The sequence below is a fragment of the Salinifilum ghardaiensis genome, from assembly GCF_054491345.1.
In genome coordinates, this window is record NZ_CM137101.1 from 2,101,045 (window position 1) to 2,113,240 (window position 12,196).

At 66.9% G+C, this 12,196-nt stretch carries 15 protein-coding genes and 2 pseudogenes; 7 read left to right on the plus strand and 10 right to left on the minus strand.

Annotated elements, in window-relative coordinates:
- Window positions 1-49: 49 nt before the first annotated feature.
- Complete coding sequence (locus tag ACVGV0_RS09565; protein ID WP_459159506.1) at window positions 50-391, minus strand: hypothetical protein; 342 nt, start codon at window positions 389-391, stop codon at window positions 50-52.
- The gene (locus tag ACVGV0_RS09570; protein ID WP_459159507.1) at window positions 388-627 is read right to left on the minus strand and encodes an STAS domain-containing protein; all 240 of its coding nucleotides are present in this window, start codon (window positions 625-627) and stop codon (window positions 388-390) included. The genes ACVGV0_RS09565 and ACVGV0_RS09570 overlap by 4 nt, the downstream gene beginning before the upstream one ends.
- 375 nt (window positions 628-1,002) lie before the next feature.
- Between ACVGV0_RS09570 and ACVGV0_RS09575 the strand changes: the two genes are divergently transcribed.
- From ACVGV0_RS09575 to ACVGV0_RS09600, 6 genes are all read left to right on the plus strand, one after another.
- The gene (locus ACVGV0_RS09575; RefSeq protein WP_459159508.1) at window positions 1,003-1,224 is read left to right on the plus strand and encodes a TetR/AcrR family transcriptional regulator; all 222 of its coding nucleotides are present in this window, start codon (window positions 1,003-1,005) and stop codon (window positions 1,222-1,224) included.
- 66 nt (window positions 1,225-1,290) lie between these two features.
- A complete protein-coding gene (locus tag ACVGV0_RS09580; RefSeq protein WP_459159509.1) occupies window positions 1,291-1,656 on the plus strand; it encodes a hypothetical protein in 366 nt (121 codons plus the stop codon).
- 80 nt (window positions 1,657-1,736) lie between these two features.
- The gene (locus ACVGV0_RS09585) at window positions 1,737-2,462 is read left to right on the plus strand and encodes a GAF and ANTAR domain-containing protein (RefSeq protein ID WP_459159510.1); all 726 of its coding nucleotides are present in this window, start codon (window positions 1,737-1,739) and stop codon (window positions 2,460-2,462) included.
- 285 nt (window positions 2,463-2,747) lie between these two features.
- Window positions 2,748-3,338 carry a GAF and ANTAR domain-containing protein gene (locus ACVGV0_RS09590; RefSeq protein ID WP_459159511.1) on the plus strand — a complete coding sequence of 197 codons (591 nt, stop codon included), beginning with the start codon at window positions 2,748-2,750 and terminating at the stop codon, window positions 3,336-3,338.
- A 54-nt stretch (window positions 3,339-3,392) separates the two neighbouring features.
- The gene (locus tag ACVGV0_RS09595) at window positions 3,393-3,599 is read left to right on the plus strand and encodes a hypothetical protein (RefSeq protein ID WP_459159512.1); all 207 of its coding nucleotides are present in this window, start codon (window positions 3,393-3,395) and stop codon (window positions 3,597-3,599) included.
- A 349-nt stretch (window positions 3,600-3,948) separates the two neighbouring features.
- The gene (locus tag ACVGV0_RS09600; RefSeq protein ID WP_459159971.1) at window positions 3,949-4,125 is read left to right on the plus strand and encodes an ANTAR domain-containing protein; all 177 of its coding nucleotides are present in this window, start codon (window positions 3,949-3,951) and stop codon (window positions 4,123-4,125) included.
- A 665-nt stretch (window positions 4,126-4,790) separates the two neighbouring features.
- On the opposite strand, the gene ACVGV0_RS09605 is transcribed toward ACVGV0_RS09600, so the two are convergent.
- From ACVGV0_RS09605 to ACVGV0_RS09615, 3 genes and pseudogenes are all read right to left on the minus strand, one after another.
- A complete protein-coding gene (locus ACVGV0_RS09605) occupies window positions 4,791-5,192 on the minus strand; it encodes an STAS domain-containing protein (protein WP_459159513.1) in 402 nt (133 codons plus the stop codon).
- Window positions 5,193-5,304: 112 nt separating this feature from the next.
- The gene (locus ACVGV0_RS09610) at window positions 5,305-5,784 is read right to left on the minus strand and encodes a hypothetical protein (protein ID WP_459159514.1); all 480 of its coding nucleotides are present in this window, start codon (window positions 5,782-5,784) and stop codon (window positions 5,305-5,307) included.
- A 559-nt stretch (window positions 5,785-6,343) separates the two neighbouring features.
- A pseudogene (locus ACVGV0_RS09615) lies at window positions 6,344-7,845 on the minus strand (ISL3 family transposase).
- A gap of 309 nt (window positions 7,846-8,154) precedes the next feature.
- Here ACVGV0_RS09615 and ACVGV0_RS09620 point away from each other — a divergent pair.
- Complete coding sequence (locus ACVGV0_RS09620) at window positions 8,155-8,940, plus strand: alpha/beta fold hydrolase (protein ID WP_459159515.1); 786 nt, start codon at window positions 8,155-8,157, stop codon at window positions 8,938-8,940.
- Between the two features lie 322 nt (window positions 8,941-9,262).
- Here ACVGV0_RS09620 and ACVGV0_RS09625 read toward each other — a convergent pair.
- From ACVGV0_RS09625 to ACVGV0_RS09645, 5 genes and pseudogenes are all read right to left on the minus strand, one after another.
- Window positions 9,263-9,397: pseudogene (locus tag ACVGV0_RS09625) on the minus strand (helix-turn-helix domain-containing protein); the annotation flags it as partial.
- A gap of 289 nt (window positions 9,398-9,686) precedes the next feature.
- Window positions 9,687-10,277 carry a hypothetical protein gene (locus ACVGV0_RS09630; RefSeq protein ID WP_459159516.1) on the minus strand — a complete coding sequence of 197 codons (591 nt, stop codon included), beginning with the start codon at window positions 10,275-10,277 and terminating at the stop codon, window positions 9,687-9,689.
- Between the two features lie 687 nt (window positions 10,278-10,964).
- The gene (locus ACVGV0_RS09635; protein WP_459159517.1) at window positions 10,965-11,345 is read right to left on the minus strand and encodes a hypothetical protein; all 381 of its coding nucleotides are present in this window, start codon (window positions 11,343-11,345) and stop codon (window positions 10,965-10,967) included.
- A 131-nt stretch (window positions 11,346-11,476) separates the two neighbouring features.
- On the minus strand, window positions 11,477-11,740 hold the full coding sequence (locus ACVGV0_RS09640; RefSeq protein ID WP_459159518.1) for a hypothetical protein: 264 nt from the start codon (window positions 11,738-11,740) through the stop codon (window positions 11,477-11,479).
- A 67-nt stretch (window positions 11,741-11,807) separates the two neighbouring features.
- On the minus strand, window positions 11,808-12,128 hold the full coding sequence (locus ACVGV0_RS09645; RefSeq protein ID WP_459159519.1) for a hypothetical protein: 321 nt from the start codon (window positions 12,126-12,128) through the stop codon (window positions 11,808-11,810).
- Between the last annotated feature and the right edge of the window lie 68 nt (window positions 12,129-12,196).

Genomic DNA, 12,196 nt, shown 5'->3' on the forward strand with positions numbered 1-12,196 from the left:
GCCTCCCCCCACCCAAGCGCAGGCGGTCTCGCCGTGGACAGCGCACCCATCATACGGCGCAACGGGTACCACGACACGTCCAGGCTTCGCCGGTGTCCTGTTCCACCAGCTCGTTGCGGGCGTAGCCCAGCAGCTGGGCCAGGGCGTCGTTGGCATCCTGCAGCTGATCGGAATCATCCAGAATGCCGTTCGGCAGCGGCACGAGATCGAACAACCCGGGTATCAACCGGGGCGCACGCGGAGGGGCGGCCAGTCGGATGGCCTCGTCGAGGGCGTCGAGCTGGCCCCGCAGTTCGCTCTGAGCGTGTTCGTCGCTCTGCGTGGGGCCAGGCGTTGCCCGGAGGCTGACCAGCGCGTCGCGGTGCAACAGGTGGGAGGAGATGCCCATCATGTCTCCTGGGGCAGAGCAGCGCCGGTGGGCATGAACAGGGCGTCGGCGGCGGCCTCGTGGGTGGGGTAGCACGGCACGATCGCGGCCAGCCCGCCGGCCGCCAGAGCCCGGTCCACGGCCCGGCTAGAGTTGACCAGCACCAGTGTCTTGCCGCAGTGCAGGACGTAGAAGCGCAGGGCGTCGACCAGTTCCAGGCCAGCGACCCCGAGGAAGGTCACTTCGTGCAGGTCGAGCACGGCCCACCCAGCTTGGACTGCAGGCGGGGCCATACCAGCGCCGCCAGCCTGGGTGTGGTTGCCGCGTCGAGCTCACCGTTTACGTTGCACCACAGCCAGCTGCGGAGCCGGATAGCTCACTCGCAGATTGACCCCCGAACGAGTGATAGCGGTTCCCGCTTCTGAAGCGCCGCTACTGCTCGTGCTCGGCCCCGAGCGAGAGGCCAACTCGGATGGATGCATCAGAAAGCCCCATTCGTCGCAGAGCGGGGTGCCGCAGGCACCACGCCTGATGTCCTCCTGGCGGCTTTCTGTTAAACCAACCGAGTCCAACGTACTGACGGTGAGACCGCTCTGCCTATCTACGCGGAGGGCTGCCTGCCTGCACTCGGACTGATGACACACGAACCGGTGGTGGTAGCACGGTCGACGGTGCGGGCCAGCCTCGTGGCGCATGCGTATACGTTGGGGACCCGACGCGGTGTGCGGGACGTGGGCGTGGACGAGATCGTGTCCCGTTCCGGTGTGGCCAAGGCGAGCCTGTATCGCCACTTCGCCTCGAAGACCGAGCGGGTGCGGGCGTGCTTGGTCGAGCGCGAACAGCGCTGGACCCAGTAACTGCTGACCGCGGGGATCCGGGCGCGGGCCGACGCGGCCGAGCAGCAGTTGCTAGCGGTCTTCGACGTGTTCGACGAGTGGTTTCACTGTGCGGATTTCGAGGGCTGCCTGTTTATCAATGTGCTGCTGGAAACGGGACCAGCGCATCCGCTCGGCCAGGCCGGCCTCGACTACCTGGCCGACATCCGCACGCTGATCGAGGACCTCGCCGACCAGGCGGGACTGGCCGCCCCGGAGGAGTTCGCCCACAGCTTCCATCTGATGATGAAAGGCGCGATCATCGCTGCGGCCGAAGGTGATCAGGCGGCCGCTGGCCGCGCCCAACTCCTGGCCCGCTCCCTCATCGCAGGGCACTGCGCTGCCGCACAGCAGCCCCAGCCGCAACCTTCCAGGACCCATCCCGAGCGCAGGGCCCGGGGCGGGCACGGCTGAGGCGAGAGTTCTCGAAAGCTGTTGGTTGAGTTCGAACTGGCCCCATGGTGAGGGGGCCCGAAATGGAACAGGCATAGACGATGGCAGACACAGACGCGCTCGCCGGGGCTGACGGCTTCGTGCCCGCCCTCTCCTCGGCGGCGCGGAAGTTGATCACGGCCCAGATCGGCGATGAGACAGCCACGTTATCGCTGATCGTGACCGCGGCGGTCAAAACCGTGCCAGGTGCTGAACAGGCCGGCGTGTCGTTGCTGCACAAAGACAGCACCATCACCTCGGCGGCAACCAGCCACGCCACAGTCGACGAGGTCGACCGGTGGCAGGCCGAGTACCGCGAGGGCCCGTGCGTGACGACGTTGTGGGACCAGCACACGGTCACCATCGCGGACCTGAGCGGCGAGGCGCACCGGTGGCCGCGGTTCGCCCCGCAGGCCGCCGCGCTCGGGGTGGGCAGCATGCTCTCGTTCCAACTGTTCGCCCGCGACGGCTCACTGGGAGCGTTGAACCTGTATGCTGCTCGTCCGCGCAGTTTCGACAGCAACGCGCACCTGCTGGGCGAGTTGTTCGCCGAGCACGCGGCCACGGCTCTGGGCGAGGCTCGCCACGTGGCTCGGCTGCAGCAGGCCTTGGCCACCCGTGATGTGATCGGCCAGGCCAAGGGCGTGCTCATGGAACGCTTCGGTGTTGGGGCCGACGAAGCCTTCCGGCTGCTGGTGTCCTCCTCGCAGGAGGCCAATATGAAACTCGTCGCGGTCGCCCAGTGGCTGACCCGACAGGACGCACGTTCGGACTCGCAGTCGCAATGATGAAGGATCCTCTCCCAAGCGGGGCCCCGAGCAGGTCTTGGCCCGGACGCGAGGGAAGGACTGAGGTCTCGCCGGTCGCCCCGGCCCAGCAGCCGGCGGGAGCATTCTCCTCCAGCCGCCGCAGCGGCTGACCTACGGAGTGAACGATGAGCGAGGACCGGCGGGCACTGCTGGTGTCCCAGCTGAAGACGGCCAGTGCCCGGGCGAACGAGACGACCTCGCGGATGGGTGTGCTGTGCGGCACTGGCCGTGTAGCAGCTGTCGGTCACCGGAGCCGGGGCCACGGTGCTCACACCGGTCACCGACGGGAACGACCACGACCCGCGCCGCGGGCTGGTGCATACCACCAACGACGTCAGCGCCGGGCTGGAAGATCTGCAGCTCACCGTCGGCGAAGGCCCCTGCCTGGACGCCTTCACCACCGGCGGGCCGGTGTTCATCGCCGACCTGGCCAGCGCCACCGTCCGGTGGCCCGGCTTCACCCCCGCCGCGCAGGCGCGGGGAGCTGCCGCGGTGTTTTCCTTCCCCCTGCACATAGGGGTGATCCGCGTGGGCTCACTGGACTTCTACCGCGATACGCCCGGCTCGCTGTCGGCCGCCCAAACCGCTGACGGGGTGATCCTGGCCGAGCTGGCCACCCACACCATCCTCGGTGAACTGGAAGGCCGCAGCAGCGCCGACGCCAGCTGGCTGGCCGACCCGCACGCCGAGGTGCACCAGGCCACCGGCATGGTCCAAGTCCAGCTGGAGACGACCAGCGCGACGGCGCTGCTGCGGCTGCGGGCACACGCCTACACCCACGAGCTCTCCTTGACCGAGGTGGCCCGGCAGGTCACCACCCGCCAGCTGCGCTTCAGCCCCGACGAGGACCCGTAGGAACAACTCCGCCTGAGACAGCGGTTGCGGCACGGACGAGAAACGAGATCGGTGATGAATTCCCCGCGAGAACAACGGCTGGCCCAGACCTTCGTGGCCCTGTCGGACACGCTGGTCGACGACTTCGACGTCCTCGACTTTCTGACCCTGCTGGCCGAACGCGCCGCAGAACTGCTCGACGTGACCGCAGCCGGCGTGATCCTGTCCGACCAGAGCGGCGGCTGGCATCCACCGCCGCCACCAGCGAAGACGTGCGCCTGATCGAGCTTCTGGCCACCCAAACCCGCGAAGGCCCCTGCCAGGACAGCATCCAGACCAGTGCCCCGGTGAGCAGTTCCGACCTGGCCGCCGAAGACACCCGCTGGCCCGCCTTCACCGAAGCCGCGATGGCCGCCGGCTTCCGCACCGCCGCGGCCCTGCCCATGCGGCTACGCCACGAAAAGGTCGGAGCGCCGACCCTGCTCAACACCGAACCCGTCGCCGTCGACGAGGACAGCCTCCAGCTCGGCCAAGCACTGGCCGACCAGGCCACCGTCGGCATCCTGCACCACCACACCGCCGGGAAACCCTGCCCGAACAGCTGCAAGCGACCCTGCACCACCGCGTCGTCATCGAACAAGCCAACGGCGTTCTCGCCGAAGCCGGCGGCCTGTCCCCGCAGCAGACCTTTGCACTGCTGCGCGATTACCCCCGCGCCAACAACCAACACCTCACCGACCTGGCCCGCAGCCTCGCCGAACGCACCATCCGTCCTGCCCACCTGCTCGCCCACCAGCCGCAGGTGTGATCCACTCCGCCCGGTGGGAGCAGGAAGAGACAGAGCGCACCCGAAACGGAGCGCACGAACACGTCTGCTGGCCAGCGGGATATGAGCGCCCTCGCGCGGAAAGCGCTCGGTGGCGGCCTCCCCGGCACTGAAACGATCACGTCGGTCAAGTGGACCGTTCCCTCGGGCACCTCCGAGGCTCGACAGCGGTGGGACAGTTGCCAGCCGCAAGTGAGCGTGACCAGTCGAGCTGTGTGGCGCACGAGTCCTCGGCACGCTCTACCGCTTCGACAGAAGCCCCGGGGTCGGCGCGATGGCAGGCCCCGAGGCTCTGTTCACCTCCGCGCGCATCCCCTCCTGCAGCCCGTGCGCGCCTACCGGAGGACACAGGGAGCAGCCGGGACCGAGAGTCCGATGCCGCCCCTCTGCAACTCAACCCACTTCGATCGTCACAGCCATTGCCGTGACCAGCCGAGTATGCGTCCTGGACGACCGGTATGCAGGACGAACCAACTAGGCGGGCCGCAGACTCCTCCTCCCTGGGCAGTCGCGGCGACGTGATCGCATCCCAGTCGGGGGCGACCGGGCCCTGCGCCGTTGGCCTGCAGTCTCCTGACCCGTCGAGGCGGTGCCCCGGCTCACTGGTGGGGTGGTCGTGGAGGCTGGTCGTCGTGGAGCGCCACGAATTATGTCCGAGGGTGGAATGTGAACCGCTCGGTCAGCTCGAGTTGCTCGAGAAGTTGTTCGACGGCGGCACTGGGTACCAGGATCAGGACTCCGCCGGCCATCTTCACTCGCCGTGCGGCTTCGAGCAGCGCCACGACCCCCGCGGTATCGAGAGACGACACTTCAGCCATGTTGATCAAAACGGATCCAGTTAACTTGGCGCCTCCGTTGCGGAGAGGTTCACCGAAGCGGAGGGCGGTGTCGGCGTCGACGACCCCGCTCGCGGTCAGCGTCAGAACATCGCCACAGTGTTTCACTACCACCTGCAACCGGTCGGCGGGCTGCTGCCGAGGGATCTCCTGCGGTTCCGCGGTTGCAGCAGCACATGTTGTCACGGTGTTGGCATCAGGGTGGTCATGCATGGATGCACCAGCTTCGTTCGCTGCGGCTTCCGGGCCGGGCTACTCATGACTGGGGTGCGGCTCTCGCAGCTGAGCCGCACAGTGCCAGTGTCGGCGGAAACCGGCGATGTGTCTACGGCGTCGGCGGAACGAGCGGCGTCCGCGTGTCCGATCGGGCCGGCGGCTCCGTGCGCTGCTGCGGGAGGGGCATCAGGCGGGCGAGGAGGTGGATCTCGGTGGTCACGCCAGCTTCTTCCTCCAGCACCGTGGCGTACGCACTCGCGTAGGCGCGTGCGATGCGCAGGGTGTGGGCCTTCTCCGCCGCGTTGGCAGCGGGGGCCAGATCCTCGGCGGTCACCGGCAACGGCAGCACCACCCCGCTGTCTGTCGCGGTGGGCAACGCGCGGTCCGTTTCGTAGAGCCACGCGGCAACGGGGGAATCGATAGGCGTGACCTCGATTGATGCGGTGCCCCGTCGGCCCAGCTGGGAACACGGGGAACGCTGTGCGAGTTGCCGGGCGGCCTCTCGCCCGGCAGCCTCGGCGGCCACGATCAACTGAGACCATTCATCGCACGGTTGCGGCATGGCTAAGCGTTCGTCGGGTTCCTGCATAATTGCCTACCTAGCGGGCGTGCACATCTGTATTTGACCTGCCATCCGCGCGAGTGCGATGGCAGGGCATTGGGCTCGTGCTTCCCCTCGGATGCACGAACATCGCGGTCACCAAACCTCGTGACGATGTGCACTCGGGGTGGCTATCCAGCGTGCACACATCACGGCAACGAGCTCCTCTGGTGCTCCTCGCGGGAACCTCCTGGGAGGGCTGCTGAGCTTCGTCTCCACCGACGAGGTGCCTGCCCGCTCGATCAACCCCGCCCAGATCGGGCTGCCCCCAACTTCCCTGCTGCGACAAGAGGGCGGCGAAGGTCTCACACCTCCACCCGATCAACCAGCGCCTCACGGCGCACGTATCACACGTGTCACCGATTCGCGACATGTATCGCCTCGGGCAGTACGCGGCGGACCGCTTCGGCGTAGGCGCCGGAGCCATCTCGGCAGACCACCTGCACGCCGGAATGCTCGCGCAACCAGGCTTCGAGCGGGGCTACCGCTGGACGGGACTGTCAGGAGAACGGCTCTGGCCCGTATTCGGTGGTGACGGTTCGTGGTATCAGCCGAGGAGGATGCGGTGGCGCAGCAGGGTAAAGCCTGCGCGCCCGTACATCTGCCGCTTGATCAGCTTCGTCTTGGTGTTCACGCCTTCTGTTCGTCCATTGTGGAATGGCAGGTTGACCGCGGCATCCACGGCTTGGCGATCGAGCTCGAGGCCGCGGGTGAAGGCGTGTAGGTGGGGCAGTTCTTCGGATCGAGTCTGCTCGATCCAGCGACTCAGGGATTCGTCGTTGCCAGCGTTGGAACGGAGCAGCGCGGCGAAGTCGCCAACGAGGGCAGCGAGTCTCATCATCTCGGGGCAGGCACCGGTCGCGGCGTCGATCCACTCTCGCTGGTGATCTGTGAGCTTGTCCGGGTGGGTCAGCAGGTAGCGGGTGAGGCGTTTGGGAGAGATCGCCGGCCGCTCTGACTCGACGCGTCCTTGCGTGATGTAGCGATACAGCAGGTTCTGGCTGCCGGTGTAGCCGAGCTCGGTGATCTCGTGGAACAGCTGCAGTACGGGCACAGCCGGATCTTCCTCACGGCGGCGGCGTAGGTGGTCCCGGAACGGGTCAACCAGGGTGGGCCGGTACTGCGGAGCCCGCACCAATCGTTCGGGTTGGTCGATGCGGGCGTAGCGCTTGACCGTATTCAGCGCCAGGTTCAACCGGCGGGAGACCTCGAGCAGCCCGACGCCGCGATCGAGCAGATCATGCACTTGCCGCCAGCGTTCGCGGGTCGTGGCGGCGCGTTTGCCTTCGCGGGGTGGTGGGCCAGTTTTGTCCCAGCAGGCGCTGTGTGCTGCGATTTCCTTGAGCACGGCCGCGGCGAGGCCGGGCCACAGGTGCCACCGATCCGCGACCTGCACCGCGGTGGGCAGCGCGCGGCGGATCGCTTCAGCGTAGGCGCCGGACCCATCCCGGCACACCACCCGGACACCGGGATGCTCGCGCAACCAGGCTTCGAGCGTGGCCGCGGTGCGGTCGGCCAGAATGTCGACGCGCTCACCGGTGCCCGCGTCGATGATCACAGTGGCATAGCGCTGCCGCTTGCACAAAGCGAAATCGTCCACGCCGATCACCGTCGGCACCGGCCGGTCCGGCACCGGTAACCGCAACAATGTCCGCAGCGCGGTACGTCGTGACATCAGCACACCGAGGCCGGCCAGCACTCGGGCACCAGCACGACCAGCCAACTCCCGCACCACATGACCCACCTGTGTAGCCAGCCGGCCAGTACGGCGCTGATACCGCCCGGCCACGGTCAGCGGCTCGCGGAACGTTTGCCGCGAGCAGTCCACAGTGCAGCAACGCATCCGTCGTGCCCGCACTCGCACCACGACCGGTCTTCCATCCACCGGCACATCCGCGAGCCGCCGCTCGACATAGCCATGCACGCGCCCGGTCTTCATGGCGCATCCCGGGCACACCACCGGTCGCGACCGTGTCGCGGCTCGGACAACGATCGTCCCGGCATCGTCTTCAACCCCTGGATGACCAGCGAAGACAATCCCGAGAACACTAGTTTTAGAAGTTGATCAACGTCGCACCGGGATCACCCTGGCATAACGCACCGCGCTCGACCGAAACGGACCGTCACCACCGAATATGGGACAGAGCCGTTCTCCTGACAGTCCCCGCGCGGATGCTGATCCTCGAGCGAGACGACTCGGTCGTCGAGGTCGGCAAGAAGCTGCTCTACCGGCGTGTGCGGGAAAAGGAGCTGGCGGAGGTGGACGTGTGACGAGCCGTCGTGGCGCGTGCCTGGTGGAATACTGTCGTTCCGAGGCGGGTTGACCTGGCGCAGAGTCCGATCTACGAAGGGGTCGCCGTGAACGAGCTGCGCTTCGACCGTCCCGACGGCATCGAACTGATCGCCAACATGCGCGCCGGGGAAGGCACGCCGCTGGTGTTGGTGCACGGCGCCCTCGCCGACGCCGACGCCTGGCAGCAGGTGGTCGACGCGATCGAGCTCCCCAACCCCGTGATCGTGCTCAACCGCAGGGGTCGCGCGCCGAGCGGTCCCCTCGGCGGCGGATACTCGCTGCGCACCGAGATCGACGATCTCCACCACGTGCTCGACTCGCTCGGTGAACCTGCTGTGCTGTTCGGGCACAGCTACGGCGGTCTTGTCGCGCAGGAAGCGGCCGCGGAACGCAACGATGTGCGCGCTCTGGTGCTCTACGAACCGGTCGTTCGCCCGTTCGGTCGTGAATCCCTCGCGAAGCTGCGGAAAGCCGTCCAGCGCGGGGACCTCGATGCGGCTCTGGAGATCGTGAACGTGGACATTGCGCGGGTTCCCGCGGCGGATGTCGCCGAGCTCCGCGCTTCCGAACTGTGGTCGTCGCTTCGCCTCCTCACCCCTGCCGCAGTCGAAGAACTCGCGGTGATCGACGATCACGAGCCCGGTTTCGAGGGATACGGGGCCGTCGAGGTCCCGACCACGCTCATCCTCGGTGGTCGCAACGACGGCATTCCGCCGTACGGAACGGCGTTCGACGCCGTGGCAGGGGCGATGCCGCAGGCGAAGGTCGTGCGCCTGGACGGGCAGGGGCATCTCGCTCACGTCGAGGGGCCGGGGGAACTCGCCGCGGAGATCAGCACCGCGATTCCGTGAATCCGTGCACATCAGGCACTGGAGGAGTAACCCAGCCCGCTACACCGAGGTCGACGAGACGTTGGCGAGCGTGGTCAGCCGGTACGCGGACGAGCGTCACGGGGCCAACGGGTGGAAACAGATCGCTGACCAGTGACTCCGGCGAGGAACAAGATAGATGTCGCTATGCCATCAGTGTTGACTGAAATCCATCAATGTCAGGACCCCCTGTCAGGCTGGCCGGTATGGACAGCAACGACGAACGGGTTGAGTGGGTCGAGGCGCGGGCGTATCGGGGTTTTAGCGCACGATCCTGCATGGATGTTCCTCAAGCCCGGTGGTGCGGGGCGCTGGGCCGGTCGAGCAATCCAGCCTCGCCGTAGCGGCGCCACCGGTTGACCCACTTGGATGCGCATTGACGCGAGAGCCCATCTCGGCAGCGACATGCGCGATCGGGCGGGCCCTGGCACCACGCGATGAGTCAGCGGCGGCCCTCGACAGACAGCGGGGCATGACGATGATGCATGGACGGGTCTTTCTGTTTCGGCAGACGAGTTGGTCGCACTTCTCATCCCGCCGTTGAAAGACCCGCCCCTCGCATACCCCGTCAGCAGACAACAACCTCATGACCGCAACATCAGCAGCAGACGTACAGGATCCTCCGATAGAGCAGCGGACCGCCAGCTACCGAAAGATCTTGTACCAATACTACTCAGATCGGGCGGGAGGTTAGCCGCGCATCGTGGCCTCCCTGGCCGCCGTTCGGATCAACCGACGACCCGGTTGTCAGCCTTCGACGCTGCAACAAGATCGACCTCAGCTTCGTAGACAATCTCCCAGGTGCAGCCAAGGGCGATATAGCCGTTGTAGAAAACGTGGACTGGACGCACGCATCCGCCTGACGTCAACTCGCGGTTCATGAGGCCGAGAACGTAGATTCGCGCGTAGTGCGGGACGAACGCGACTCCACCTTCGCAGGTGGTGATGATGCTCCAACGCTGGGCATCCGCCCAGTCACCGCTTTCGATCCACTCTTTCCACAGGATGCCGCTATTTCCGGGATCGACGGTGGTGTTGACGGTCCAGAAATACTGGGTCTGGTTTTCCGGGTTCGCGCCGGCGTTCGTCCGGATGCGGTAGACGGTTTCGCCGTTGACGCGCTCCGAGTAGATGCGCCAGAGGTAGCTGTATGCGGGGTTGACGTTGCCGTTCTTGTCCTTGAGGTCGTATTCGGCCCAACCAAGCTGCAGGTCACCGGAGTTCCAGAGGAATCCGCCGCTGAGCCTGTTCACGATGACTACCGGCTTTTCTGTGTTGACGGCGTCGTGGAGGACTTCGACGGAGTTGTTGCACGCCATCGCCTGTGACTCCTTCGTCGTGGAATTTCCAGCTCCGAGATTAGGTGTGCTGAACCGGGTGTCGAAACAGCTGGACGAGTGACAGTCGAACCTCGAAACGCTCATGTCAGAATCAGGGAGCCCTTTTCAATCTGATTACGTCGTAGCGTGATGGAGGTTGCGGATGGTGGGGAGGTGCTGCCGCGGCGTGGCACTGGTTGTAGGTTTGGGGAACTCGGCCAGGTTCGGCCGCGGTACGGGGTACCGACGGCGCCACCAGCGCCTTGGTGTCCCTTGTCGGCGAAAGTGGCTACCACCGCGGTGGTAAGCGCGGGGCTTGAGGAACATCCATGTCGGATCGTGCGCTAAGCGGTGAGCGTGCTGGTGGGCGGGTTCCGCAGATAACGCATGACTATCTGCGGGACCTGCCTCGACGGCCGGAGCAAGAGACACGGCTCAACCCACCGACCAGCAACGCTCACGGCTTAGCGCCGTTTGTCGTTCCGATGTTCCTCAACCGCCGAAACCACCCTGTGCGCTGGTTGTTCGCGTCTCAGTGGAAATCACAGGGTGTTGTGGCGGTTTTCGGTCCGCGGTCGGATCGATCGGTCGCGGACGGTCGCGCCAGGCGCGCGCAGCCAACCTCAGCGGCCCGGTGCTGAGGCGTCGGCGGCGCGTTCGTGCGCGGTGCTCGTCCCGGCAGCGGGGTTAGGCGTAGGTCTGGGGCATGCTCGTGGGCAGGGTGATGCCGGCGTCGGCGATGGCCTCGGCGACGGTGTGCCCTTCGGGGGCGGTTCCGCCGAGCTGCCAGGCCAGCGTCAGGGTGTAGAACTCGGACAGCGGGACGAGGTCGTCGAGGATCGCGCGGAGCAGCTCGGCGAGGTCCTCGTCGTGGTCTGCGCTGCTGCGGTCCGAGCCGTGCAGGCCCCAGCGCGCGGTCCAGCCGGTGACCTCCGGGCCCTCGGGATCGGCCACGCGGTGCAGCTCGACGTCGACGACCTGCGTCGGTTTCGGGGCGAACTGCAGGATCGGGGCGTGCTCGAGGATGCTGTGCTGCTCACCGCGGCGGTGGTTTCGGGGGACGATCATGCTGATCAGCATGCAGCGCGAACGCCAACTCGGGGAGAGCGTGGGGTGGTGATCCACCTACTCGCGTGACGTCATGCCGTGGCACCGGCCGGCCGCGCGAACGGTGCCCGCATTCCCGGGGGGTCGGGTTGTCAGGCGAGTCCTTCGCGGTAGCCGTGGGTCAGCTGCCGGGCCCGAGCGCGCAGGTCCCCGGCGTGCACGACCGGGCCGGTGCTCGCCTGCGTCAACGCGAGGTACCACGGGTGGGCTTCCAACGCGTGCTGCAGCGTCGAGAGCTGGCTGCGTTGCTGCTGCAGCGACCATCCCAACAGGTGCGCCACCTGCTGGAGCGGCACCCACCCGGTGCCGAGGTCTGCCTGCCGGTCCACGAGCTGCGCTAACGCCTCAGGACGCATGCTCCACCCCCAAGTTCGCGCCGCGGCGTGATCGTACCCACCCGAATGCACAAATGGGCGCCGGTGGTCACGTCGTGTCGCTGTCGGGCGTGGGTAGACGCAGGATGCGCTCGAGGGCGTCCTCGACGGTGCCGACGCGGTCGACCAGCGTTGTGAGGCGAGCGTCCGGCTCGCGGACGAGTTCGCGGCGGCCCGACGTGGACCAGGCCGCGGCCAGGGCCGGCAGTGAGGCGCCCTGTCGGCGCGCGGCCAGCAGCAGCGCATCGGCCAGAGCACTGAAATCCCGGCTCGCCCGGCGCAGCTCTGCCAACGCGCCCACGGCTTGCTCGGCGGTGAGCGTGTCGCTGACGAGCTCGTGCTGCACGTGCCGGGCCCAGTCCTGCAGCACCGCGCGCGGCGGCAGCGACGTGGGGTAGTGGTCATCACTAAGGACCAGATTTATAACAGTTATAAAGA